This window comes from Corynebacterium senegalense, assembly GCF_900411315.1.
Taxonomy (GTDB): Bacteria; Actinomycetota; Actinomycetes; order Mycobacteriales; family Mycobacteriaceae; genus Corynebacterium; species Corynebacterium senegalense.
In genome coordinates this window covers 1,577,978-1,602,670 of the sequence record NZ_LS990887.1, presented here as the reverse complement: position 1 = coordinate 1,602,670, position 24,693 = coordinate 1,577,978, and the positions used below count along the sequence as shown (strand labels likewise).

At 68.3% G+C, this 24,693-nt stretch carries 18 protein-coding genes and 2 pseudogenes; 3 read left to right on the top strand and 17 right to left on the bottom strand.

Features of this window, described 5'->3' with window-relative positions; translation table 11 throughout:
- Positions 1-107 precede the first annotated feature (107 nt).
- The 4 genes from DYZ02_RS07770 to DYZ02_RS07755 all read right to left on the bottom strand — a co-directional run bounded on the left by DYZ02_RS07770 (position 108) and on the right by DYZ02_RS07755 (position 2,219).
- Entirely contained in the window at positions 108-407 is a 300-nt protein-coding gene (locus tag DYZ02_RS07770; RefSeq protein ID WP_115685727.1) for a hypothetical protein, read from the bottom strand.
- The gene (locus DYZ02_RS07765) at positions 404-721 is read right to left on the bottom strand and encodes a transposase (RefSeq protein WP_115685726.1); all 318 of its coding nucleotides are present in this window, start codon (positions 719-721) and stop codon (positions 404-406) included. The genes DYZ02_RS07770 and DYZ02_RS07765 overlap by 4 nt, the downstream gene beginning before the upstream one ends.
- 138 nt (positions 722-859) lie before the next feature.
- Positions 860-1,342: an anthrone oxygenase family protein gene (locus DYZ02_RS07760; RefSeq protein ID WP_220272202.1), complete on the bottom strand. Its 483-nt coding sequence runs from the start codon at positions 1,340-1,342 to the stop codon at positions 860-862.
- A gap of 13 nt (positions 1,343-1,355) precedes the next feature.
- Positions 1,356-2,219 (bottom strand): NmrA family NAD(P)-binding protein, encoded by an 864-nt coding sequence (locus DYZ02_RS07755; protein ID WP_115685725.1) that lies wholly within the window; start codon positions 2,217-2,219, stop codon positions 1,356-1,358.
- A 146-nt stretch (positions 2,220-2,365) separates the two neighbouring features.
- Here DYZ02_RS07755 and DYZ02_RS07750 point away from each other — a divergent pair, with 146 nt between their 5' ends.
- The 3 genes and pseudogenes from DYZ02_RS07750 to DYZ02_RS07735 form a co-directional block, all read left to right on the top strand.
- The gene (locus tag DYZ02_RS07750) at positions 2,366-3,316 is read left to right on the top strand and encodes an AraC family transcriptional regulator (RefSeq protein ID WP_115685724.1); all 951 of its coding nucleotides are present in this window, start codon (positions 2,366-2,368) and stop codon (positions 3,314-3,316) included.
- A 161-nt stretch (positions 3,317-3,477) separates the two neighbouring features.
- Positions 3,478-4,478, top strand: a pseudogene (locus tag DYZ02_RS11720) (IS3 family transposase).
- A gap of 34 nt (positions 4,479-4,512) precedes the next feature.
- Positions 4,513-4,758, top strand: a pseudogene (locus tag DYZ02_RS07735) (transposase); the annotation flags it as partial.
- Between the two features lie 174 nt (positions 4,759-4,932).
- Here DYZ02_RS07735 and DYZ02_RS07730 read toward each other — a convergent pair.
- The 13 genes from DYZ02_RS07730 to DYZ02_RS07670 all read right to left on the bottom strand — a co-directional run bounded on the left by DYZ02_RS07730 (position 4,933) and on the right by DYZ02_RS07670 (position 24,635).
- Positions 4,933-5,439: a GNAT family N-acetyltransferase gene (locus DYZ02_RS07730; RefSeq protein WP_115685722.1), complete on the bottom strand. Its 507-nt coding sequence runs from the start codon at positions 5,437-5,439 to the stop codon at positions 4,933-4,935.
- Between the two features lie 296 nt (positions 5,440-5,735).
- The gene (locus DYZ02_RS07725; RefSeq protein ID WP_181896927.1) at positions 5,736-7,277 is read right to left on the bottom strand and encodes an acyl-CoA carboxylase subunit beta; all 1,542 of its coding nucleotides are present in this window, start codon (positions 7,275-7,277) and stop codon (positions 5,736-5,738) included.
- Positions 7,261-12,015, bottom strand: a complete 4,755-nt coding sequence (gene pks13, locus DYZ02_RS07720; RefSeq protein ID WP_115685720.1) for a polyketide synthase Pks13 — start codon at positions 12,013-12,015, stop codon at positions 7,261-7,263. Before pks13 ends, DYZ02_RS07725 begins: the two co-directional genes overlap by 17 nt.
- A gap of 35 nt (positions 12,016-12,050) precedes the next feature.
- Positions 12,051-13,859: a FadD32-like long-chain-fatty-acid--AMP ligase gene (locus tag DYZ02_RS07715; protein WP_115685719.1), complete on the bottom strand. Its 1,809-nt coding sequence runs from the start codon at positions 13,857-13,859 to the stop codon at positions 12,051-12,053.
- A gap of 67 nt (positions 13,860-13,926) precedes the next feature.
- Entirely contained in the window at positions 13,927-14,868 is a 942-nt protein-coding gene (locus DYZ02_RS07710) for a cutinase family protein (protein WP_115685718.1), read from the bottom strand.
- An 8-nt stretch (positions 14,869-14,876) separates the two neighbouring features.
- Positions 14,877-15,380, bottom strand: coding sequence for a DUF732 domain-containing protein (locus DYZ02_RS07705; protein ID WP_115685717.1), 504 nt, complete (start codon positions 15,378-15,380; stop codon positions 14,877-14,879).
- Positions 15,380-17,320 (bottom strand): alpha/beta hydrolase-fold protein, encoded by a 1,941-nt coding sequence (locus DYZ02_RS07700; protein ID WP_115685716.1) that lies wholly within the window; start codon positions 17,318-17,320, stop codon positions 15,380-15,382. Before DYZ02_RS07700 ends, DYZ02_RS07705 begins: the two co-directional genes overlap by 1 nt.
- 182 nt (positions 17,321-17,502) lie before the next feature.
- Positions 17,503-18,300: an SDR family NAD(P)-dependent oxidoreductase gene (locus tag DYZ02_RS07695; protein ID WP_115685715.1), complete on the bottom strand. Its 798-nt coding sequence runs from the start codon at positions 18,298-18,300 to the stop codon at positions 17,503-17,505.
- Positions 18,301-18,307: 7 nt separating this feature from the next.
- Positions 18,308-19,321: an alpha/beta hydrolase gene (locus tag DYZ02_RS07690; RefSeq protein WP_245945714.1), complete on the bottom strand. Its 1,014-nt coding sequence runs from the start codon at positions 19,319-19,321 to the stop codon at positions 18,308-18,310.
- Between the two features lie 66 nt (positions 19,322-19,387).
- Entirely contained in the window at positions 19,388-21,196 is a 1,809-nt protein-coding gene (locus DYZ02_RS07685; RefSeq protein ID WP_115685714.1) for an arabinofuranosyltransferase AftB family protein, read from the bottom strand.
- A 10-nt stretch (positions 21,197-21,206) separates the two neighbouring features.
- A complete protein-coding gene (locus tag DYZ02_RS07680) occupies positions 21,207-22,190 on the bottom strand; it encodes a decaprenyl-phosphate phosphoribosyltransferase (RefSeq protein ID WP_115685713.1) in 984 nt (327 codons plus the stop codon).
- Positions 22,187-22,690, bottom strand: coding sequence for a phosphatase PAP2 family protein (locus tag DYZ02_RS07675; protein ID WP_115685712.1), 504 nt, complete (start codon positions 22,688-22,690; stop codon positions 22,187-22,189). The genes DYZ02_RS07680 and DYZ02_RS07675 overlap by 4 nt, the downstream gene beginning before the upstream one ends.
- Complete coding sequence (locus DYZ02_RS07670; protein ID WP_115685711.1) at positions 22,677-24,635, bottom strand: glycosyltransferase; 1,959 nt, start codon at positions 24,633-24,635, stop codon at positions 22,677-22,679. Before DYZ02_RS07670 ends, DYZ02_RS07675 begins: the two co-directional genes overlap by 14 nt.
- Positions 24,636-24,693: the final 58 nt, after the last annotated feature.

The following is a 24,693-nucleotide window of genomic DNA, read 5'->3' as shown; positions in this document are numbered from 1 at the left end:
CCCGGCAGTGGAACCCGGGCCGCCCGCAACGGACACTGCGACACAACATCACGCCCAGATGCCAGAATCAGGACGTGAACACCGGTAACGACGCCACCCAACCCAGCTCACGAACCCGATGAAACATCGAGGTTAGCGTCCTGCATGATCCGCATGACGGTGGACGCTGAGGCCTGCCCGCCCTCGTATCTGGTCATCGCCCAGATCTTCCGATGCCCCCAGGCGGGATGTTTCTGCGCCTTGTCGATGACCATGTCATGGGCGGCATCGCGTGCGGGCGTGGGCCACGGACCGCGAACGCTTTCACCGTTCCGATGGCGAGATTGCCAGCGACGCCAGGTCCGCTCGGGCATGTCGAATAATTCACAGAACCTCGAGGTTGACATGCCCGCTTCCTGGCGGATCATCTCGAGGTCCTTGAAGGGCCCAGGCGGCCGTCAGCACTTTTCTTCCATACGCGGGCTTCGAGGTGAGCCTCGCCAAGCGCTTGGGTGAGATCCGCTATCTCTTCCTCGAGCTGTTTCTCGCGGCTGCTCGGTTTCGATTTCCCGGCGGCTACGCCAGAGCGCCCTCCTTCGAGGAATTGTCGTTTCCAGTTTCCTACGGACTGCTCGGAGACCTTCGCGCGGCGAGCAGCCTCTGCGACAGTCACCTCGCCCGCCAGGATCGACAGGACGATACGGACCTTCTCCTCCACTGCAACGACGGGTGGTCGGGCCATGATGACCAGATTCCTTCAGGTAAGACCCGCAACTAACGGACTCTGCCACACAGTCTGACGCGGGACACCGACTCTTGTTTCTGCGGTTCTCTACTTACTCATGTGCATAGTTGACGTGCGGGGCTTCGGTCATCTGCTTCACCCCAGGGCTCCGGCGAGTACGAGGCTCACGAGGGCACCGGCACTCGTGATCGTTCGGGTGAGGTTCCACCGATTCCAGAGTGCCTCGAATCGTTCGCGCGCGACCCGGTACTCGACCTGCGTTCTGGTTGCGGCTCGGTCGAGTTGTGTGTTGAGCGGTACGTTCCGGACTGCGGTGATGATTAACGTCAGCGCGGCGCATGCTGCACCCGCCCACGCCCAGGATGTCGGCACGATTGCGGCCGACCTTGTACCGAGGAAGGCGTAGGCGAGAGCCGTGAGCGGGGCGGAGAAGAAGACGAGCAGGAACCAGCCGTTCACGATCGCGCGGTTGATCGCGCGAAACGCCTGCACGTAGGTGGCGTCATCAACGCGCCCGAAACCGGGCGTGATCGCGCAGGCGAAGACGAAGAACAGCCCGGCGAGCAACCCGTTCATCACAATCGCAGAGACGACCAGGGCATCAATGAGGGAAGACACGGCAGCCCGCCGTTCAACGGAGCGCGAGGATGCGCTCGATGGTTGCTTCGACCGGGGTGTTTACGTGCACGCTGCGGTCACCGCGCGGAGCGAGCAGTCCGTGCTCGTCGGCTCGGTACAGCTCAGCGAGGCTCTCGGCGATGTGCGGGCGAAACCCTGCTTCGGAAAGGGCGCCGACCCAGGCTTCCTCGGGAACCGTCGCGACCTCTAGCTCCCGCCCGAGAGCCTTGCCGAGCAGTTCGGCGATAGTGCGCTCCGAGTAGGCGGGGCCGACGACATCGATGCTCTCACTCACAGCGGGCGGCGACTGGAGCCTCTCGGCCACGAGCCCACCGAGGTCTGCGGTGGCGACCATCGGCAGCGGGGCGTCGGCCGAGGTGGCGAACACGGGGTAGATACCGCTGTCGCGTGCGACGTCGATCACGTCGCCGACCTTTTCTTGGAAGTGTCCCGGACGCAACGCGGTCAGCGTGGTGCCGGTTGCGCGCAGTGCTTCTTCGAGGCGGTGCAGGCCGGTGATCGGGCCGGTGCCGCCCGCGAGATCCGCACCCCCGGAAGACAGCATCACGACATGCGGCACGCGGGCCTCGGCGACCGCGCCCGAGATCGAGGCGACCAGGCGACCCGCATGCTCCTCGAGATCGTCGACGGTGAGGTCGAACGGCAGTAGGGCGAAGAACCCGGCGCACGCTCGCAGCGCCTCGGTGAGCGCGGCCCGGTCGTCGAGCGCGACGATGCGCACCTCGGCCCCCTGCGCTTCCCACTCGTCGGCATCCGACGGGCGGCGCACGAGCACGCGCACTTTTGTATCAGCGGCCAGCAGCGCACGAGCTGCCACTGAGCCCACTCTGCCTGTTGCTCCTGCGATGACGTACATGATGATTCCTCTCGGTCAAGCGGCTTGCTTACGAAGTCGACGGTACAAATGCTTGATCGGCGACACCATGCCTGTGAATCCAATCTTCTTGCTCATTCGTCCGATACCGCCGGTGAAATGGTGTCGGAATAGGGCAGACTGGGGCCATGAGACCGGGACTTCCTGCTGAGACCACAGACCGGCTGGCGCGCGTGCTGCACACGCTACGGATGCGCAGCACGTTCTACTGCCACGCCGAACTCGGCGAGCCCTGGGCACTTCAGATGCCCGCTATTCCGGACTCGATCAGCTTCCACGTCCTCACCACCGGCACCTGCTGGCTTCGTCTGCCCGACGCTGATCCACGGGAACTTCGCGCGGGCGACCTTGCCCTCGTGCCGCATGGGCTCGGCCACGACCTCGCCAGCACGGAGACCAGCGCAGCGGGGCCGCGCGTCGATCTGCTGCCGCAGCAGTACCTCACCGAGCACTACTCCGTGCTGCGGCACGGGGGCAGCGGTCGTTCGGCGCAGTTGATCTGTGGCGTGGTGTCGTTCGACGATCCCGCGGCCCGTGAACTCATGCGCGCACTCCCATCGGTGCTCTTCGTCGGCGGCGACACCCTCTCAGCCGCATCCTCGATCCGCGACACCCTGCGCCTCATGGCCGGCGAACTCTCCCATCCGCAACCCGGCGGAGAAGCAGTCGCCACCAGGCTCGCCGACATCCTCGTCGTCCAAGCAATCCGCGCATGGCTCGCCAACAATCCCGACACCGGCTCAGGCTGGCTCCGCGCTCTGCACGACGAGCGGATCGGCTATGCCCTGGAAGCTATCCACAACGAACCGGGACGCGAATGGACGCTCGAGCGCCTCGCACAGCTCGCAAGCATGTCGCGGTCGTCATTCAGCACCCGCTTCACCGAACTCACAGGCGTTGCCCCCATCGCCTACCTCACCCGCTGGCGCATGAACATCGCCCACACCAGACTCCGTAACGAGAACACCACCGCAGCAAGGCTCGCCACGGAACTCGGCTACCAATCAGAAGCCGCGTTCAACCGTGCCTTCACCCGCATCATCGGACACACCCCCGGCACCATCCGCCGCCAACGCTGACTCGCGCGGCTACGCAGAGAGTGCGACGCTCCGCGCCCGTTAGCTTCGTAGTCGGTAGGCAATCACTCTCCGCGGGCGTACCTGCCGGGTGTGACGGTCGGGACTGCTGCAGGGGTAGGTGACATCTGATCTGGCTTGCCCGTAGGGCGGCCTGGAAGGATGTGCACTATGCCCGCTCCCTACCCCCAGGAGTTCCGTTCCGTGTCGATGTGGTGGCCGTGGCCCGGTCCCGTGAGGACGGTGTCACGATCGCGTAGATCGCGAAGGACTTCGGTGTCCACGAGATGACGTTGCATAAGTGGATGCGCCAAGCCGATATCGACGACGGCAACCGGCCCGGCAGAAGCCGGCAGGAGGCTGATGAGCTGTGCGAGGCCTACCGCGCTAATGCCCTGCATGACGCTCACCTGGATGACCCCGAGTTCGGCTCCCGCCTCCTGGCCGATGAGGCCGCGGCTGCTGGCGAGGGGATGTGTGATCGCACCGCGTGGAAGATCTGCCACGACAACCAGTGGTTCTCCGCGTTCGGCATCAAACGGGAGAAGAACGGCAAGCGCCCCGGGCCCGCGGTCCACGATGACCTTATCGAGCGGGACTTCACCGCCGATGATGTCAACGAACTGTGGCTGACCGACATTCCCCCCGCTGCGCGCTTCGCGCATCATCGCAGCGGGTGGTGCCCCCCTCTGAGCATCCCACTGACGAGGGCAAGCTCTACCTGTGCGCGGTCAAGGACGCGTTCTCCGGACGGATCGTGGGCTACTCGATCGACTTCCGGATGAAAGCCGGCCTGGCCGCGAACGCCCTGAACAGCGCCGTTGCCCGACGCGAGGACGTGGCCGGGTGCATCGTCCACTCCGACCGCGGGTCCCAGTTCCGGGCCGAGTCATTCACCCACGCCCTGGACCAGCACCACCTGATCGGCTCCATGGGCCAGGTCGGTGCCGCCCGTGACAACGCGGCAATGGAATCGTTCTTCGCTCTGCTGCAGAAGAACGTCCTGAACCGTCAGCGGTGGCACACCCGGGAAGAGCTCTGCATCGCCATCTTCACCTAAATCGAGCGGACCTACCGCCGGCGCCTCTGCAGGCCCGCTTGGGCCGGTTGACCCCCCATCGAATACGAGACCATCATGAACCCCGCCGTGACACTCGCGGCCTAACACCCCGGCTGTCACCTAACCGTGCAGCAGCCCCCAGATCTGGTGCCAGATCATCCAGCTCGCCTGCGAGCTGGTCGCATGGATGCAGACCATTGCTTTCACCAGTGATGATGCCCGCAGATGGGAGCCCAAACGGCTTCGAGCGCGGTTGTTCGAGATCCCCGCGACGCTCGTGCGGCGCTGCCGTCACAAGGTCCTTCACCTCGCCCGCCACGCCCCGGAAGCAGCCACCGTCCTGACCGGCATCAACCGACTACGCACCACCGTGGCCCAGACCTGACGCGCCCGCTCCACCGTCCCTACCACCAGCAGCACCCTCACCCCCGGCAGTGGAACCCGGGCCGCCCGCAACGGACACTGCGACACAACATCACGCCCAGATGCCAGAATCAGGACGTGAACACCGGTAACGACGCCACCCAACCCAGCTCACGAACCCGATGAAACATCGAGGCTAGCCGGTGGCAATCCAGTAGCGCCGCATCGCCCGGCCCTCCGGGTCGACGCGGGTGTCCTCCAGTTTCCCGCCGTTGGCCTCGATGACTCTGCGTGAGGCGACGTTGTCGTCCACGCAGGTCACGAGCACGCGGTCCAGGCCCCGGTCGGCGGCGCGCCGCAGCACCTCGCCCAGCGCCCGCCGCGCGATGCCCCGGCGGCGCAGCGACGGGCGCCCCGTGTAGCCGACGTGCCCGTAGAAGTTCTCCAGCGCCTCGTTCAGCTCGTGGCGCAGGCTGATCATCCCGGCGACCTCGCCGCCATCGACGATCCAGTAATTCGACGCCGTCACCCAGCCCGGGTAGCTGCCCCTCGTCTCCGCACCACGGAGGAAGTCGACGATCCCCTCCGTCTCCACCGCCTCCCGGCCGACGAAGCCCCCGCCGTCGGGGCTGTCCACCCCGATCTCCTCGTAGGCGCACAGGAAAGAGCCGTACAGCTCTGTGGTGGGGGTGGCCAGTTCCATGGTGCTCCACGTTACGGACCCGCCAGCAGCTGCGTCCCCGAATCCCCGCGCACAGCGCACGGCGCCCGCCTCCCACCGGGGGAAGACGGGTGCCGTGGGGCGCGCTCCACTACGGGCGCGGGAAGGTGATACCCAGGTTGTACAGCGGGTTGTTGCTGCTGAGGGCCTTGAAGCCCCACACGAGGTAGTTGATCAGGTCACCGGCGATGTCAAGAGCGCTGGAAAGCATGGGATACGAACCTTTCTGGAAAACGAATAACTTCTACTGGGATAAAACGAACAACGTAACGGTTATGTTACAGCGGGGCGATGGTGTGCTTCTTCGGCAGATCGGTCTCGTGCTTGGTGGCCAGCTGGCGCAGGGCACGTCGCAAAGCGAGCCTCGTCTCCGACGGCTGGATCATGGCGTCGATGTAACCGCGCTCGGCGGCGACGTACGGCGAGGTCATCGTCTCGTCGTAGAAGTCCATGAACATCTTCTTCATCGTCTCGCGCTGGGCCGGGTCCTCGATCGCGTCGAGCTGCTTGCCCTGGATCATCACCACGGCCGCGGCCGAGCCCATTACCGCGATCTGCGCGGTCGGCCAGGCCAGGTTGATGTCGCCCGAGAGGTTCTTCGAACCCATCACCGCGTACGCGCCGCCGTAGGCCTTGCGCACGATGAGCGCCACCTTCGGCACGGTGGCCTCCACGCCCGCGAAGGCGAACTTCGCACCGCGGTGGATCAGGCCCTGGCGCTCCTGGTCCACGCCCGGCAGGTAGCCCGGGGTGTCCACTACGTAGACGACGGGGATGTTGTACACGTCGCAGGTGCGCACGAAGCGCGCGCCCTTGTCGGCCGCGTCGGCGTCGATGCAGCCCGCGTAGTGCATCGGGTTGTTGGCCACGAAGCCGACGGTCCTGCCATCGATGCGGCCGAAGGCGCAGATTATGTTCTCGGCGTAGTTCGCCTGGATCTCGATGAGCTCCTCGTCGTCGCCCAGCTGGGCGAGCAGCTCGCGCATGTCGTAGCCGGCGTTCGTGTCGTCCGGCATGAAGGTGTCGAGCGCGGAGTCGTCGAGCTCCTCGTCCGCGGGGGCCCACGCCACCGGGGATTCGTCGAACGTCGAGGTGGGCAGGTGCGCGAGCAGGTCGCGGACGTACTCGAAGGCCTCCTCCTCGGAGCCGACAACCGCCTGGATGTTGCCCGACTGCTCCTGGATGCGCGCCCCGCCCAGCTCGGCGGAGGAGATGTCCTCGCCGGTGACCTCACGGATCACGTTCGGGCCGGTGACGTACATCTCCGACTGCCCGTCGACGGCGACCACGAAGTCCGTGGTCACGGGGGCGTACACGGCGCCGCCGGCGGACTTGCCCAGCATGATGGAAATCTGCGGGGAGCGCCCCGAGATGGGCAGCTGGCGCCGCGCGATCTCCGAGTACATCGCCAGCGAGGTCACCGCGTCCTGGATGCGGGCGCCACCGGAGTCCTGGATGCCCACGACGGGGCAACCGACCTTGATGGCCATTTCCATCAGCTCGGTTACCTTGCGCCCGAAGGTCACGCCTACGGAGCCGCCGTAGACGGTCTTGTCGTGGGCATAGACAGCCACCGGGCGACCGTCGACCCGGCCCCAGCCGGTGACCACGCCGTCGGAGTAGACGGCGTCCGGGTCGCCGGGGGTGCGGGCGAGCGCCCCGATCTCAACGAAGGTGTCCTCGTCGAGCAGCGCGTGGATGCGCTCGCGAGGGGTGGTCTGCCCGGCGTCGTCGCGGCGCTTGCGGGCGCGCTCGGAGCCCGGGTCCTGGGCCTTTTCGAGGCGCGCGCGCAGGTCTGCCAGCTTATCGGCGGTCGACATCATCAATCCATTCGTTCATGTGCTTGCCGACGATCCCCACCGCCGGCTCGTCCACGACCGCGAGGTGGTCACCCGGGAGGTGGACAATCTTCAGGTTGTCCACGATAGCGCCCCACCCGCCGTCTTCGTCAATGTGAGCGTAGGCCGGCTCCAGGATGATCGCGCCCTCGTGCATCCGCTCCGACCGGAACAGAAGCACCGGCACATCGACCGAGGCCCAGCGGGAGAAGTCCAGGTTGCCCAGGATCTGGTTGTCCACGAAGGAGGCGCGCTGGTGCTCCAGCACCCCGGCCGCCAGGCCGTGCTCGGAGGCGTCGGTGGTGGCGAGGAACTCGCCCAGCATGTTCAGCACCGCGTCCTCGCCGGCCGTCTCGAGCAGCTCGTAGGGCACGGGGAAGTCGAGCCCGTAGGTGTCCTTCGCAAAAGCCGCGTAGCGCTCCCAGCGCTTCTTCGTCTCCTCCGGCGTGTTCGGGGTCGGCTCGGAGGGCTGGGTGGTGTCCAGCAGCGCGATAAAGGCGACCTTGTCATCACCGAGGCGCTGCGCCACCTCGTAGGCCAGCGCGCCGCCGAAGGACCACCCGGCGAGGACGACGGGCCTGCCCGCGGAGAGCTGCTCGATGTCCTCCAGGTAGGCCTCGGCGCGCTCCTCCAGGCTGCCCTCGAGGCGCTCCACCCCGTAGACGGGGACGTTGTCGCCGAGGCGGCGCGACAGCGGCTGGTAGACGCTGCTCGACCCGCCCGCCGGGTGGAACACGAACACGCTCGGCGCGTCCATGTCCTCGGTGCGCTCACGGAAGACGCGGATGTTGCCGTCCACGGGGGTCTCCAGTCCCTCGCGGACGAGGTTGGCCAGCGGCTCGAGGGTGCGCGCGCCCAGCACGTCGGCGGCGGTGACCTCGATGCCGGAGCGCTCGCTCAGGTGCGCGGCGATGAGCCCGGCCTGCTCCTCGCTAATCTCGGGCAGCTCGGAGGTCACGCCCGCGGCGGCGGCCCCGGTGTGCTTCGCCCAGGTGCCGAACACCACGCGCTCGGCGGCGTCGCGCGGCGCCACGCCGACGCCCTGCGGCACCTTCGGGGTCTCGCTCGGCTGGGCCGCGGCGGCGGGATCGCGCGTGTCCGAGTTGTAGGGCAGCGGCTGCGGGGCGTCGGGGCGCCCGGCGACCGCGTCCTCGACCATGCGGATGACGTCGGCGACGGAGGCGTCGCGAAGCGCCTGCACCTGCAGCGGCGGGATCTGGAAGTCGTTTTCCACCCGGTTCTTGATGCGCATGCCCATGAGGGAGTCGAGGCCGAGGTCGATGAGCGGCAGTTCGTCGGGAAGGTCCTCGGCGTCGTAGCCCATCGACTCGGAGACGATGGCGCGCAGGCGGTCGCGCACGCTCTCCCCGGAGGAGGGGTCCCAGCGCACGGCCTCGATGCCGGAGGTGTCCTCGGCGGGTTCCGGGGCGCGCGTCGGCGCGAGCTCGCTCACGCCCTGCGGGGCGCTCGGCTCACCGAAGTCGAGGGAGGTGGCGAAGCCCTCCACGAGGAGCTCGGCGCCGTTGTAGACCTTGATGCTCGCCCCGCCGAGGGAGGTGGAGACGATGGTGGTCAGCTCGCCGTCGGCGGGCAGGTAGCCGTGCTCCTCGGTGGCGACGACGCGCGAGCCCGGCGCGATCTCCTCGGCGACCGACTCGATGAGCTGGTGCGGGCTGAACACCTGGTCGGCCTGGGTGGCGAAGGCCACGGTGTTGTCCGGCAGGGTCACCTTAGCGCCGAGCAGCGAGGTCGCTGCGGAGGAGGGGCGCGCCTTCGTCCACAGGCGGTTGCGCTTGAACGGGGTGTGCGGCGCCTCGAGCACGGGGCCGGGGCCGTAGAAGCCGGCGAAGTCGACGTCGACGCCCTGCGTGTAGAGCTTGGAGGCGAGGTCGAGCAGCGAGGAGACCTCGTCGACCTTGCGCTTGGTGGTGAACAGCAGCTGGGCATCGGGCTTGCCGACGCCAAACGCGGTGTTCATCATGCCCATCACCGCCACCGGGTTTGGGGCGATCTCCACGAGGGTGGTGTGCCCTGCGTTGAGCGCCGCCTCCGTGGCGTCCTGGAAGTACACGGCGTGGCGGGTCATGCGGAGGAAATAGCCCACGTCGTGCACCGTCTCACCCGCGCGGTAGACCACGCCGCGGTCGACCGAGCTGAACAGAGGCACCTTCAGCGGCTGCGGCTCCAGCCCGGCGAGCTCCCCGGCGAGGTCGCCGAGGATGGGGTCGAGCATGCTGGTGTGGCCGGCTCCGCGCACGTTGAGCTTGCGGGCGAACTTCTCCTGCTTCTCCAGCTCGGCGACGACGTAGTCGATCGCGGTGGAGGGCCCCCCGATGGTGGTCATGCCGGGTCCGGCGTAGACGGCGGGCTCGGCGCCCGCGGCCTCGGGGTGCTGCTCGATGAACGCGGCCAGGTCGTCGCGGCTGAGCTCGACGACGGCCATCGCGCCCTCCTGCGGGGTGCCGACGATCATCGCCTCGCCCTCGCTCATCAGCCGCGCGCGGTGGCAGGCGATGAGGATGGCATCGCGCGCCGTGATCCCGCCCGCGCCGTAGGCGGCGCCCATCTCGCCCATGGACATGCCCATGGTCGCCGCGGGCGTGATGCCGAGGGAGGCGAGCAGGTCGGTCTGCGCGATCTGGATCGCGGTGATGGTGACCTGGCCGGTCAGCGTGTCGTAGGTCTGTTCGTCGTCGCGGATGATGTCCAGCATGGACCAGCCGGCCTCGAAGGTGACGTACTCGTCGAGCTCCTCCATGCGGCGGCGGAACAGCGGGGAGGTCTCCAGGAGCTGCTTGGCCATCTTCCGGTGCTGCGAGCCGAAGCCGGAGTAGACGAAGACGGGGCCGAGCGCAGAGGGCGAGTCGGCCGAGGAGATGCCGGGGGCGGCCTTGCCCTCGGCGACCTGGCGCAGCTTCTTCACGGCCTCCTCGGTCGTGGAAGCCTGGACCACGGCCGCGGAGCGCCCGTGGTTGCGGGTGTTCAGCGAGCGGGCCAGCGGGACGAGGTCGGTGTCGGGCCGGCCCTCGAGGAAGTCCGCGACTGCAGCGGCGGCGTCCTTGCGCCGCGACGGCAGGAGCCCGGAGACGGGCAGCGCCACGTGGGTGCCACCGGTCAGCTCGGCCGGGGTCGGGGCGGCCTCGGCGTCGTACTCCTCCGGGGCGAAGTCAGCGACGACGACGTGCGCGTTCGTGCCGCCGAAGCCGAAGCCCGACACGCCCGCTACACGACGCCCCGAGTAGCGCGGCCACTCGCGGGGGTCTTCCACGACCTCGATGTGCTGCGCGTCGAAGTCGACGTACTTGTTGGGGCCGACGTAGTTGATGGAGGCGGGGATCGTGTCGTGTTTGAGCGCCTCAAGGACCTTGATCAGCGCGACAACGCCGGCGGCCGACTCGGAGTGGCCTACGTTGGACTTCGCCGAGCCGAGCAGCAGCGGCTGGGCGTTGCCGCGGCCGCGGCCGAGCACGGTTCCCAGCGCGGTCGCCTCGATCGGGTCGCCCAGGATCGTGCCGGTGCCGTGGGCCTCGATGAGGTCGACCTCGGCGGGGTCGACGCCCGCGTCGACGTAGGCCCGCTCGAGCACGTCCACCTGCGCGTCCGGGTTGGGGGCGGTCAGGCCGTTGGAGTGGCCGTCGGAGTTGGTGGCCGAGCCCTTGATCACGGCGAGGATCTCGTCGCCGTCGCGCAGGGCGTCGTCGACGCGCTTGAGCACGACGAACCCGGCGGCCTCCGAGCGCACGATCCCGTCCGCGTCCTCCGAGAAGGCGTGGATGTTGCTGGTCGGGGAGATGACGCCGAGCTCGGCGAACATCAGGGAGGCGAAGGGGTTGGCCATGACGTTGACGCCTCCGGCAAGGGCCACGTCAGCCTCGCCGTCGCGAAGCGCGCGCACCGCGTGGTGCACCGAGACGAGCGAGGAGGAGCACGCCGTGTCGACGCTGACCGAGGGCCCGCGGAAGTCGAAGGCGTAGGAGATGCGGTTCGGGATGATCGAGCTCGCCGCGCCCGTCAGCGCGTAGGGGTGCGCCTCAGAGGGGTCGGCGGCGATGAGCATTCCGTAGTCGTTATTGGAGGAGCCGACGAAGACGCCGACGGACTCGCCGCGCAGCTGGTTGGCGGGCAGCTTCGCGTCCTCGAGGGCCTCCCAGGCCAGCTCGAGCATGATGCGCTGCTGCGGGTCCATGTTGGTCGCCTCGAGGGGGCTGAGCCCGAAGAACTCGTTGTCGAAGCTCTCGATGTCGTCCAGGTAGCCGCCGGCGGTGTTCTCCTCCGCCATCTTGGAGCGCACGACCGGGTCCCCGGCGTACTCCGACCAGCGCTTCTCCGGCAGCGGCCCGGTGGTCGAGCGGCCCTCGATGAGCACCTGCCAGAACTCGTCGTTGTTCGCGGCGCCGGGGAAACGGCCGGCCGAGCCGATGATCGCGATGTCGTGCGCGCCCGGGGAGGTGTTCGCTTCACGACGCACCACCGCGCGCCCCTGGTCCTCCGGGGCCGTGAGCGCGGCTGCGAGGGCGGCGATGGTCGGGTACTGGTACGCCACGGTCGGGTCCACGCGGCGGCCGAGCAGGTTCTCCAGCTCGCCGGACATGATCACCGCGTCGCGGGAGGACAAGCCGAATGTTTCCAGCGGTTTCGTGGGCTCCACCTCGGCGGTGTCGAGGCTTGTGGCCTCGGCGACCCACTTCTGCAGCCATACAATCAGCTCGTTCTCACTCATAGCACTCCAGACTATCGCGCGCGGCGATCGATCCGTTATCTGTTGTTGTTCTCCAGGTAGTTCTTCATGTTCACGCGGCGGGCGATCTTGCCCGAGGAGGATCGCGCGATCTCGTTGGGCGCGAAGAACTCGATGACGTCGGGCGAAACACCGTGGACGGTGGTCACCGCCGCGCGGATCGTGTCCTCGGCCGCCAGGTCGCCCTCGGCGGTGGCGTCCTCGGAGCGCTCGACGAAGAGGATGAGGCGCTCGACGTCCTCGCCCGGCACGGCGAAGGCGGCGACCGAGTCAGTGCGCACGTGGTCGGTGGCCTCCTGGACGGTGATCTCGATGTCCTGCGGGTAGTGGTTGCGCCCCGCGACGACGATGAGGTCCTTCAGGCGGCCGGTGATGTAGAGCTCCCCGTCAATGAGCGTGCCGAGGTCGCCGGTGGCGAGCCAGCCGTCGGCCGGCAGGCCCTCCTGCAGCGTGGCGCCGATGGAGTTGGCGAAGGTCTCGGCCGTCTCCTCCGGGCGGTCCAGGTAGCCGCCGGCGACGTTGACACCGTGGATCCAGATCTCGCCGATGGTGCCCTCCTCCACCTCGTTGCGGGTCTCCGGGTCGACGATGGCGAAATCCATCCAGCGCACCGGCTGGCCGTTGGAGGCCATGATGACGCCGTCCGCCGATTCGACAGCCTTGCCCTCGGCCAGCTTGGCGCGGTCGAGCTTGAGGAACTTCGGGCGGTCCTCCGTCTGCGCGGTGGTGACGATGAGGGTGGCCTCGGCCAGGCCGTAGCCCGGCCGGATCGCGTCGCGGCGCATGCCGTAGTCCGCGAAGGCGTCGACGAAGGTGTCCACGCCGGTCTTCGTCACCGGCTCCGAGCCGATGATCAGGCCTTCGACGGCGGAGAGGTCGACGGCGTCGTCCTCGGTGAGGTTGGCGTAGCGGGCCATGACGTCTAGGGCGAAGTTCGGGACCACGGAGTAGATGTGCATGTCCTCCGGGTCGTCCGCGCGGTGGGAGAGCTGCTGGATGTAGCGCTTCGGCTGCTGCATGAAGTCGCGCGGCGCCATCAGCTCGATCTCGTTGCCCAGCACCACCAGCAGCATCGCCACGATGATGCCCATGTCGTGGTGCAGCGGCAGCCACACCGGCGCGCGCAGCGGCTGGTGCAGGTCGACGGCGGTGTAGATCTGGATGACGTTGGTCACCACCGACTCGTTAGTGATGATCACGCCCGCCGGCATCCGGGTCGAGCCCGAGGTGTACTGCAAAAACGCGATGTCCTGGGCGGTGTCGGTGCCCTCCGGCGTCTCCAGCGGGACCCAGGACTCGGCCAGGGAGTCGGGCAGCGAATCCACCGAGAGGATGCGGGGGCGCTGGGCGGCCGGCAGCTCGGAGAAGAAGGCGCGGACCGCTGCGGCGCCCTGCTTGTTGGTCAGCACGGTCGTCGCGCTCGAGTCGCTCAGCACCGCCCGCAGGTGGTCGCCGTGGCCCGGCTCGTTCGGGTCGTACAGCGGGATGGGAACCTGTCCGGCGTACATGGCGCCCATGAAGGCGAAGAGGTACTCGGGCGAGTTCGAGGCGAGGACGGCCACGCGGTCGCCCGGCTGGCCGACCTGCATGAGCCGCGCGGCGACCGCCTTGACGCGGGTGTTGACCTCGCGGCGCGAGAAGGTGCGCATCTCACCCTCCGTGCTCTGGGAGTAATCCCAGTAGCGGATGTTCGTGTCGTCCAGCTGCCCCATCTGGGCACCCATGAAGTACAGCATCTCGGCGAGCGCCGGGATGGTGAAGTTGTGGGGAAGGACGATCTTGCCTTCCTCGTCGATGAAACGCTGGATGATCACGCTCAGATCCATGGGACTCCTTTGATTGGGGGCGATGCGGACGGGTTCCGCACATTGTATTGTTTCGTTATCTAAAACGTTACCGCGCGAGCTCGCCGTCAAGCACGCCCCGCGCCCACTCCACCGTCCACTGCGTGGCGGTGCTCCCCGGAATCACCTCGGGGTTGGTGGCGTACTGGGCGTGGTTGCCGTTGGCGAGCATGAGGTCGCCCGCGCGCGCGAGGAGCGTACCCATATCCTGGGGCGCGTCGCAGACCGAATCGTTCGGCGCGCAAATCTCGAAGGAGCGGTCGGCCACCTCGCCGAAACCGCCCGGGCGCGCGCCCGTCATGGTCGCGCCCGGCGTGACGGCCTGCACGACCCGGTTGATCGGCTGGAGCGCGATCTCGGCCCCGATGCCCGGGACCTGCACGCCGGGGTTGACGCCCACGCCGTTTTCGCGGCGCCCGTCGGCGATCATCACGGCGCCGAGCAGCTTCTCCGGGGGGACCGCGTTGGCGCGCGTGCCGATCTGGTTGGCGATGTCGCCCGCGATGACAGCGCCCTGGGAGAAGCCCATGACGATGAACTTCGTGCTCGGGCACGTCTCGTTGACGAACGCCAGCTCCCCGTTCACCCGGGCGGTGCCCTCGGCTCGCGAGTCGTCGTAGGTCATCTCCGCGCGCCCCGCCTCCGTCTGGATGTTCCGGAACTGCGCGGTGTACGGCGTCGTCCACACCCGGACGTCATCGATGGAGTAGGCATCCTGCAGCGGCTTCGTGATCGAGAGCATGAAGGAGTACGGGTTGGCCTGCGGGTTGAACGGATCGTCCGTCGCCGAGGACTCCCACGTCCCCGGAACCGAGACCACCTGCACGGCGGGGCACCAGTCGGGCTCCGCCGGCGGGAGGATCTCCGTGGGCAGCGGCAGCGGCCGCTCCCCCTCCGTCAGGGGTCCGTCACCGGCGCGCCACTGGTACACGCCCAGGCCGATGAGGGCCAGCACGACGATGACCGCGCCGACGATGAGGGGCTTACGCATGAGTCTCCTTAGCAGAGGTGGGCGTGAGCGGTGTCGTCGATAAGCGTGGCTGTGGCTGCGGGGTCGAGGTTGGTGCGCCGCTGCTCCACGAGCTGGCCGGCGACCGCGTCACGGGTAAATGTGGTTCCATCACAGACGCTAAGGCCTGTGGCTGTGAGCTGGTCCTCAACGCCCTCGACGTTGACTCCCTTGTTCCTGATTTCATCCAGGAACTTCTGCTCCTCCGGCGAGTAGCGCGACGCCTGGTCCGGCACCGAAGAGATCTCCCGGGCGGGCTGCTCGCCATCCGTCGCGGCGGAGGCGGAGCTGGCCTGCGGGGAGCCCGGCGCGGACGGGGAGCTCGACGCGCTCGATGCGCTCGTCGTTGTCGACGCGCTCGATGCCGTCGATTCCGTCGGGGCGGCCGAGGACGAAGAGGCGGTCACGTCCGAGCTGTCCACCGTGGCCTCCCCGCAGGCGGCGAGGATGAGGGCGGAGGCGGCGAGGGCGAGGACTGCGCTGGCCTGTCGCATCAGCGCCTCGTTTCCTTCACGGTGCCGTTGACCTGCTCGAGCTTCCCGTTCTGGAAGTCGATGGTCAGCCCGCCGGCCGGGACGGCCTTCATGTCGGAGGTCGGCCAGCCGAGGGGGCCCTGCTCCCAGAGCTGCTTGCCCCAGGCGTCGAAGATGTCGCCGTAGTAGATGACGTGGGCGCCGGTCTGCTCCGACCAGTAGATGTTGCCCTTCTCGAACTCCTGGAAGGAGCCGCCATCGACCGCGCGCTCGTTGCCCCTCGGGTAGCCGAGGTCGGAGGCCGCGGTGTTGATCTCGCGGTACTTCGCGCCGATCGCGCCGTGGACGATGTAGTGGCTGGTGCCGTCCGGGTTGCGGGTGAGAAAACCACCCTCGAACTCCTGGACGTATCCATCGCCGATTTTCTGGGCCTCAGCCACCGGGTACTTCAGGTGGCCGTTCTCCCAGCCGTTTTCACCCCAGGCCTTGAACATATCGCCCGGGATGGCATAGGCGCCGGTCTGCGGGGTCCAGTAGATGGAGCCGTTCTGGAAGTGCACGAAGCGGCCGCGCCCGTCCGGGGTCCGGGTCTCGCCCGTGGTGGGGAAGCCGAGCCAGCCTGCGGCGCCGCCCAGGCCGTTGTACTTGGCCAGGATCGCGCCGTACAGGGCGTGCGCGCCGGTGTCCGGCGACCAGAACGCCTGCCCGCCGCGGAAGTCCTCGGCCTTGCCGCCGGCGACGTCGTACTCGTTGTTGACGCAGCTGCCGATGATGCCGGACTTGGTGGCCTCGGCGATCGCGCCGATCGGGGCGCAGTCGGCGCCGCGATCCTCCTGGGAAACGCCCAGGGCATTGGCGATGTAGGGCCAGGCCTGGGTCATCTCAAACTGCCAGAACTCCCAGGAGTGCACGCCGGAGGGGCGGAACTGGGTGATCGGCTTGACGCTGGTGCGCGCGGCGTAGTCCACGAAGGTCTGGGTGGACAGGCGCGAGATGACCTCGAGGCCCACGCCGGCCGGGTTGGCAGCGCCCTTGGCCACGGAGTCGGGGCTGCCGAAGTCGTCGCGGCCCGAGCCGGAGGAGACGTAGACGGTCTTGCCGGCGAGATTCTCGATGCCGAGCTTCGGGTCGTGGTCGATCCAGTCCTGGGAGCCGGCCGGGCCCCACATGGCGTCGGTGTTGTAGCCACCGGCGTCCTGCTGCGCGGCGCGGATCGCCGCGGGCATGCCGGTGGTGGTGGTGTCGAGGTAGCCGGAGAAGGAGCCGACGAAATCGAACAGGTGGGGGTTGCGCTCGGCGAGGTTCATCGCGGCGGTGCCGCCCATCGAGATGCCCACGACGGCGCGCTTCTCGTTGGAGCGGAACTCGTTCTTGAGCACGGGGACGAGCTCCTTGGTCAGGAACGTCTCCCACTTGTAGTTCTTGCCGTTGTCGGGGCGCTGCCAGTCGGAGTAGAAGGAGGACTCGCCGCCGACGGGCAGGATCACGTTGACGTTCTTGTCGGCGTAGAACTGCTCGATGTTGGTCTCGATGGTCCAGCCGTTCTCGTCGTCGCGGGCGCGCAGGCCGTCGAGGGCCCAGACCTCCGGGAAGGTGGCCTTCGGGTTGGAGTGCCAGTCGCGGGCCAGGAGGATCTGCACCTGCATGAGCTGCTCCGGCATGGCGGCGGACTTGATGAAGACGGCGACGCGGCGGTTGGTCAGCCACTCGATGCGGTCCACGGTCACGCCTTCGGGCAGGCCGGGGATCTGCGGGTTCTTGTCCACCTCAATCGGGGTGCGCTTCGGCGGGTCCGAGGGCCGGATGTTGTCGGACAGGCTGCCGTTGGAGGAGCTGAAGGGGAGGTTGACCTGCGCCATCGCGGGGGCGGCGCCCACTCCCACGACCGCCGCCGTCGGGACGGCGGCCGCCACAAGCCACGTGCGTCGCAGCTGCGGACGCGGGGAACGGTGATCTCGCATGGTTATCCTGCCTTTTCCTGATATGAGGTCGCGTAGTGAGTCCGTCGTCGTACCCGTGTCCGAGGGTTCCCCTCCCCCGGCGTGCGCATACAACGAAGGTATCGGCTAGTGAGTTCGTGTCGTTACAGTACACGAAACATTAAGTCTTACTTGAGACTTTAGCCTCCGACACGCCAGGAAATCTACGGGCCGTGCTTCCGCGCGACCAGACGCAGCATCGCGTCGAGCGGCAGGAGGCGCGCCAGCGGGAACACGACCCGCGCCATCGACCCGCACGCGTACAGCGGCCGGGGCCGCCGCGCCGCGACCGCCCGCGCGATCTCCTCCGCCACCCGCTCGGGGGCAATGCCGGAGCGCTCGTTGCGGTTGAGCCGGTCCAGCATGGTCGCGTACTCCCCCGCGTAGGGCCCGCGCTTGTCGACGTACCCCGTGCGCCGCTGCGACAGCCCCGTCGCGATGGACCCCGGTTCCACCACCGAGAGCTGCACCCCGAAGGGCGCGAGCTCGCTCCGCGCCGCGAAGGCGAATCCCTTGAGCGCCGCCTTGGACGCCACGTAGCTGGAGCGGCACGCCAGCGGGAAGCTGCCCAGCATGGAACCGATCATGATGACCCTGCCGCGCCCGGCCGCCCGCATCGCGGGCAGCAGCCGCTGCGTCAGGTCCACGTGCCCGATCACGTTGACCTGGAAGAGGCGCTCGAGCGCCTCGCGCGGCAGCTCCTCGAAGGGCCCGGACTGCGACTCCCCCGCGTTGTTGACCAGCACTGCGGGCACCCCGCGGGCGAGGATCTCCTCGGCGCACAGCCGGATCGACTCCGGGTTGCCCAGGTCGAGGGCGACATAGCTGACGCCGGGCAACGGGTCGGCGATGCGCGAGGGGTCGCGGCCAGTGCCGATGACCTCGTAGTCCCCCGACAAGCGCAAAGCCGTCGCCCGGCCAATCCCTGAGGTGGCGCCGGTGACGACGGCTAGCGGTTTCATGCGCGCTCTACCAGGCGTTCATCACGTCCAGGACGCGGTCCTTGGTGTCCTCCATCTGCCCGCCGAACTGCTGCCAGTTGTGCAGGCCGGTCGGGGTGTAGACCTCGGTGAAGCGCAGGCCGGTGGCGCGGGCCTTCAGGGCCCACACGCGGGTGGTCAGGTTGGAGTAGGACTCCAGCGCGATGCCCGAGGCCTGGTGCTCCGGCTTGTAGCCCGCGTCGGCGGGGCCGGGCACGGCGGAGCCGGCGGAGATGTAGACGTCCGAGTTGCGCAGGCCCTCCATGTTGAGGAAGGGGTCGTTCTCGAAGCGGCGCGGGCTGATCACGGGGCCGTACATGGCGTTGATGTTGTACAGGCCGCCGTCGAGGAGCGCGGCGCGCAGCGCGGTCTGCGAGCCCGGCATGGTGGTGGTGAGGTAGCCAGAGAAGGACAGCACCTGGCGGAACTGGTCATTGTGCTTCGCGGCGAGGTTCATCGCGGCGGTCGCGCCCATGGACAGGCCGAGGATCGAGTTATTGTTGCGCGCAACGCCGAAGTTGTCCGCCAGGTAGTTCGGGAGCTCGCTGGTGAGGAAGGTCTCCCACTGGTAGATGACCGGGTCGTCGAAGTTGTAGGTCGCCGGGGCCTCCCAGTCCGCGTAGAAGGAGCTCGCTCCGCCGACGGGCATGACCAGGGTGATGTTGGAGTCGACGTAGGTCTTCGCCGCGTTGACATCGTTGACCCAGGCGCTGGTCTGCTCGGTGGCGCGCAGGCCGTCGAGCATGTAGAGACCGGCGTTGCCGCCGCGCGCGGCGGGCTGGATCTGGACGGTGATGTTGCGGTTCATCGCCTGCGACCAGACGTCGCAGCGCTGCACCCAGAACTGCACGGTGTCCCAGTCGCAGGAACCGTTGGAGTCGGGGCGCAACCAGTCGCGGTTCGCCGCCGAGGCGTTCGGGGCGGTGGCGACTAGGCCGACCGCGGTTCCAAGTGTGACAAGCAGTGCGATGAGCGCGCGCTTGATGGTTCCAGTCGCGTTCACAAGGCCCCCTCAGGGTGGTTGACAGTAAAAAGCTACGTCGACGTTATCAATTCGTTGCTTTTTTGGCTAGTTGTTGGCAGAAGCGGGCCAGGCGATGCGGGTGCCCACTCGACCGACGTCTTCCCCGTCCGCGATCCTGCGCAGGGTCGCTTCGTCCAGGTAGACCGACGGGTCGTCGCTAAGCTCCAGCGTTCGACCGCCCTGAAGGGCATATCGGAGGTTCTTCCCAAAACGTTTCAGGCTCATCGGCTCGCGTGACGACGCCAGAAGTTCCGCCAGCTCCGGCGTCCGCAGCGCCGCCCGGGCTTGCATGGCCGTTTCCCTGTCGATCCAGTCGGGCAGAGCGTCGAGATCCGTCGCGGTGTCCGCCACCTGCCATTCCGGGATGAGGTGCTTGTCGTGGCCGACGCGACCGTCCGGGTCGCGTGGCATGCGCGCGGCGAGCGGGGTGCTCAGCCCGACGGTGTCGAGCACGCGCACGTCCAACCCGGAGTTCATCCCCGTCATTCCGAGGTTGATGAGGTAAGCCGTCAGAGGGAGCTCCTGCAGGTCAGAGTCGCTCGTGAAGCGAGGGCGGTAGAACCACGCGAAGGTCTCCGGGTCGCGGCTTACCCGTCCGACGATCATCTGCGCCGCACCGTTGGCCTGGGACTCGGACAGGGCGTCGGGCCAGTTGCCCATGAGCTTGGACCCGAGGAAGTCCTCGGCGTGCCGCGGCGGGTTACCGGACTCGCGCCGGACAGCCATCGTCCAAAACTCGCGCTCATCGACGATCCCCAGCGTGTCGGCGCTGCGGCGCTCCAGGTCGTCCGGCAGCGGGTGGCCGCGGACGATGACCACCCCGGCCCACACCACGGCGGCCGCCGCCGCGAGCGCCGTGGCGGGCCGGGCGGGCACGGTGAGGACGGGAAGCAGCAGGGCGAACAGGGGCAGCAGCAGCATGCGCGCGTGCATGAAATCGCCGCCGACGCGCAGCACGTACAGCACGTGCACGAGCGCGCAGCCCACCACGAGCAGGACGATGACGCGGCTGCGGCCGCGCTCCCCCCGCAGCAGCCACACGCCGAACGCGAGCGCGACGATAAGCGGGGCCCACAGCGCGTAGGGCGCGAGGAAGTCCCAGGCGTAGCCGAAGCCCTGCGCCCACTCGGAGTCCGCCGCCGACTTCGCCACGGCGGTGTGGGGCGTGAGCAGGCCGTAGTAGCCCATGCGGAAGATCTGGTAGGCGGCGGGGACGGGCAGCGCCGCCGCCAGGATCCCCGCCCACCGGCGCGGGCTGTGGGCGAGCAGGACGAACCCGGTCACGCCGCCGTAGAGGGCGAACTCGGGCCGGACCAGCCACGACAGGCCCGCCCAGAAGGCGAGGAAGTAACCCACCGGCAGGGCCGCGCGGCGCCCGGACGGCTGCGCCCACGCCACCAGCAGCGCCCACCACGCGGAGAGCCAGAACAGGCACAGGCCCCACTCGAGGCCGGAGGTGGCGAAGTCGCGGGCGGGCGGCAGCGCGAAGTAGAGGATCACGCCGAAGGGCACGACCACGGTGGCCGTTCCCCAGAAGCGGGCGCTCGCCCGGGTGGCCACCACCGCCCCGGCCGTGGTGAGCAGCAGCGCGAGCCACATGGCCACGTCCTCGAGGCGGACGCCGGGCAGCCACCCGAACAGGGTGATCAGGTACTGCCAGAGCGTCGAGGTGTTCGCCTCGACGCGCTCGCCGGCGTTGAACACGGGGCCGTTGCCGGCCAGGAGGTTGCGCACGGTGCGCAGGACGATGAGGCCGTCGTCGCTGATCCAGCGGCGCTGCCAGCCGCCGACGAAGGCGAAAACGCCCGCGGCCGCGGCGGAAAGCAGCAGGGAGAGGCGGGCGTTTCGTGTCACCTGGATGACTTTACTGTGTCAAGGCGGGAACAATGTAGACAGCCATGACGATGCAGAAGATCCAGAGCAGGGCGAGCAGCTGCAGCACCCGGTCCTCGAGGGCGATTTCGTCCGGGGCGCCGCCGTGGCCGCCGTCGACCTCGGCCGCGTAGCGCAGGATCGCGATGACGAAGGGCACCATGGAGATCTGGTACCAGATCGCGGCGGGCCCGTCGACGGCCGAGGAGAGCTGGAAGCCCCATAGGGCGTACGACATGACCACGGCCGTGGCCGACAGGGTCCACACGAAGCGCAGGTAGGTGGGGGTGTAGCCCTCGAGCGCCTTGCGGATCTTCGCCCCGGTCTCCTGCGCCAGGAGCATCTCCGCGTAGCGCTTGCCCGAGGCCATGAACAGCGAGCCGAAGGCGGCGACGAGGAGGAACCACTGGGACAGCTCGATGTTGGCCGCCACACCGCCGGCCATGGTGCGCAGCATGAAGCCGGAGGAGACCAGCGCGATGTCGATCACGGGGATGTGCTTCCAGCCGAAGCAGTAGCCCAGCTGCAGTGCGATGTAGACGCCGATGACCACGGCGAGCGCCGGGCCGTCGGTGGCCAGCAGCGACAGCCCGACCGCGGCGACGATGAGGGCAAAGGCCATCGCGTAGGCGAGGTTGACTGGCAGCATGCCGGAGGCGATCGGGCGGAAGCGCTTGGTCGGGTGCTCGCGATCGCTCTCCACGTCGCGGGCGTCGTTGACCAGGTAGATCGAGGAGGCGCCGAGGCAGAACACCACGAAGGCAAGCGCGACGTCGATGGCGGTGCGGGAGGTGAAGGCACCCGCGCCGGCGGCGAGGGGGGCCGCGAGCACGAGGACGTTCTTCACCCACTGCTTCGGGCGCAGGCCCTTGATCATCGCGTCGGGCAGGTTCTTCGGCGGGGTCTTCTTCCGGGCGACGTCCACGCCCTCGGTGTGGGGCTCGGACTTCAGTAGTGGCTCGTGGGGTTCGCTCACCGCGTCTCCTTCTCCGCCTTGATGGTTGCTGAGGCAACACCCGCGCCGAGGAGGGCACCCGCGAGGGTGTCAGTCGGGTAATGCACGCCAAGCACCATACGCGAAAGCATCATGATCGGAACGCCGACATACGGCAGCTTGGAGCCCGTGATGTCCGCCAGGTGCACGGCGGCGGCCGCGGTGTTCGTCGCGTGCGAGGAGGGAAAGCTCAGCTTGGAGGGCGTTCTCACGCCGATGCGCACGCGGGGGTCGTGGGGGCGCGAGCGGCGCACTATGCGCTTGATCACCACGGAGGCCGCGTGCGCCGCGAAGGTCCCCGCCCCCAGCGCCGCCCACTGCCGCCGCCGCCGCTTGTCGACGCCCATCCCGACGCCCGCCAGGGCCATCCAGCCCAGGTCGTGCTCGCCGAAGTGGCTCAGCCCGCGCGCGGCCTTCGTCACCGCGGGGGTGAACAAAGCCGACTGGACGGCGACGAGCAGGTCGCTCTCACGCTTGCTCATCGAAGATCTTCCCCCAGTTCTCGCGGCTGGTCAGCTCGGGTTTCGCGCCGCGGTAGGCGGCCTGCAGCTCGGGCCAGCGCTCGGTGATCTGCTTGTGCAGGTCCTTGGTCTGCGCCAGGAGGTCGTCGGAAAGCTGCTTGTCGCGCTTGCGGAAGGCCACGCCGGTGCCGCCGGCGGTGGAGACGGTGGCGGAGTCGACGCGGGCGAGGGTGAACCAGCGCGCCTCGTCGGCGGTGAGGTTGAGCTGCGGGGCCTGCCAGTGGGCGCGGTCCTCGCCGGAGAGCTGGTGGCGCAGCGCCTTGACGGCCCAGGGGATCTTCTTGATCTTGGCTAGGCGCCCCCCGATGTTGGCGGTGGGCACGCCCGGCGCGCCGGTGGGGGCGGGCAGCTCGGCCGCGGACGCGATGACCTGAGCGTCCGGGTAGTCCTTGCGCACGTTCTGGATGCGCGGCAGGCTCGACTCGAGGATGTCGAAGAGCTGGTCGGGGCCCTTCAGGAAGTCCTTCATGGCCTCGATCTGGATGGCCATGGTGGAGTACTCCATGCACATGATGTGCTTGTAGGTGGACTTCAGCATGTTCTTCAGGATGCCGCCGGGGCCGGCGCCCTCGTGGTACATCGCCGCGACGATGAGCCTGTTGCGCAGGTGGAAGTAGGCCTGCCAGTCGATCGCGTCGTCTTTGTCGGCCCAGGCCATGTGCCAGATGGCGATGCCGGGCCAGGTGACCGTCGGGAAGCCCGCCGCCTTGGCGCGCAGGGCGTACTCGGTGTCGTCCCACTTGATGAACAGCGGCAGGGGCAGCCCGAGCTTTTCGGCGACGACGCGGGGGAAGAGGTTCATCCACCAGCCGTTGTAGTCCACGTCGACGCGGCGGTGCAGCGCGCGCGAGTCGCGCTTGCGCGGGTCCGCCTGTTCCTCGGGGGTACCCAGGTAACCGAGGGGGTAGGCGGAGAAGTCGTGGTCGTAGACCGCGTGGGGGGCCGCGCCCCACATGAAGGTGTGCGGGTCCACCGCCTCGCCGGTGGTGCGCAGCTGGGCGCGGTCCTGCAGGTTGAGCATCTGCCCGCCCACGAGAATCGGGCTTTTCGCGTAGCGGGCGGCCTGGACGGCGCGCAGGATGGAGTCGGGCTCGATGGCGATGTCGTCGTCCATGTAGAGGATGTAGGGCGCATCCGTGCTCCCCACCCCCTCGTACATGATGCGCGAGTAGCCGCCGGAGCCGCCCAGGTTGCCCTGGGAGAACATGCGCAGCCTGCCGCCGAGCCTGGCCTCGGCGTCGGCGAAGTCCGGCTCGTCGGCCGGGTGCTGGTTGCCCTGGTCGGGCATGAGGACGCTGGTGATCGCCTCGAGCACCACCGGGTCCTCGGACAGCGCGTGCAGCGCGTTGACGGCGTCGCGCGGGCGGTTGAAGGTGGGGATGCCCACCGCCACTTCCTTGGGGAAGGGCCCGACCTGCGTGCCGTCCGGCATGGTCTGCGCCTGCGGCAGCCGGTCGGCGCACCAGCCGGCGTTGGTCACCACCGCGTCGGATTCGGCAGTGACGTCGAACCAGAGCCAGCCGCCGTCCTCGAAGTTGCGCAGCTCGAGGGGGATCTCCACGTGCTCGTCGCGCGCTTCCACGTTGACCACGGAGATGCGCACGCCGTCGTGCTTGGAGCGGTAGACGGAAACGGTGGCCTCCCCCTCGACGTCGAGGGAGAGGATGACGCGGTCGAGCTGCGACCAGCGGCGCCAGTACGACGCCGGGAAGGCGTTGAAGTAGGTCTGGAAGGACACCTCGGCGCCCGCCGGGATGCTCAGCCGGGTGCGGTCCGGCCAGCGCAGGCGCTGCTTGTTCTGCTCCGCCTCGATCAGGTACAGCATGCGCACGTCGTGCGGCTCGCCCTTCTTGGGCAGGAGGACGCGCTGCAGCGTGTCCACGGCCAGGGTCTTGCTCGTCTCCACAGCTCTCACTTTCTATTGTGGGCAGTCAGAGTCCAAGCGTAACCGCTCTGCAGGTGTT

Coding starts and splice junctions, on each gene's coding strand:
- DYZ02_RS07770 (WP_115685727.1), bottom strand. CDS start 407: ATGATCCGCCAGGAAGCGGGCATGTCAACCTCGAGGTTCTGTGAATTA.
- DYZ02_RS07755 (WP_115685725.1), bottom strand. CDS start 2,219: ATGTACGTCATCGCAGGAGCAACAGGCAGAGTGGGCTCAGTGGCAGCT.
- pks13 (WP_115685720.1), bottom strand. CDS start 12,015: ATGAGTGAGAACGAGCTGATTGTATGGCTGCAGAAGTGGGTCGCCGAG.
- DYZ02_RS07710 (WP_115685718.1), bottom strand. CDS start 14,868: ATGCGTAAGCCCCTCATCGTCGGCGCGGTCATCGTCGTGCTGGCCCTC.
- DYZ02_RS07730 (WP_115685722.1), bottom strand. CDS start 5,439: ATGGAACTGGCCACCCCCACCACAGAGCTGTACGGCTCTTTCCTGTGC.
- DYZ02_RS07695 (WP_115685715.1), bottom strand. CDS start 18,300: ATGAAACCGCTAGCCGTCGTCACCGGCGCCACCTCAGGGATTGGCCGG.
- DYZ02_RS07715 (WP_115685719.1), bottom strand. CDS start 13,859: ATGGATCTGAGCGTGATCATCCAGCGTTTCATCGACGAGGAAGGCAAG.
- DYZ02_RS07725 (WP_181896927.1), bottom strand. CDS start 7,277: ATGTCGACCGCCGATAAGCTGGCAGACCTGCGCGCGCGCCTCGAAAAG.
- DYZ02_RS07700 (WP_115685716.1), bottom strand. CDS start 17,320: ATGCGAGATCACCGTTCCCCGCGTCCGCAGCTGCGACGCACGTGGCTT.
- DYZ02_RS07675 (WP_115685712.1), bottom strand. CDS start 22,690: ATGAGCAAGCGTGAGAGCGACCTGCTCGTCGCCGTCCAGTCGGCTTTG.
- DYZ02_RS07765 (WP_115685726.1), bottom strand. CDS start 721: ATGGCCCGACCACCCGTCGTTGCAGTGGAGGAGAAGGTCCGTATCGTC.
- DYZ02_RS07705 (WP_115685717.1), bottom strand. CDS start 15,380: ATGCGACAGGCCAGCGCAGTCCTCGCCCTCGCCGCCTCCGCCCTCATC.
- DYZ02_RS07750 (WP_115685724.1), top strand. CDS start 2,366: ATGAGACCGGGACTTCCTGCTGAGACCACAGACCGGCTGGCGCGCGTG.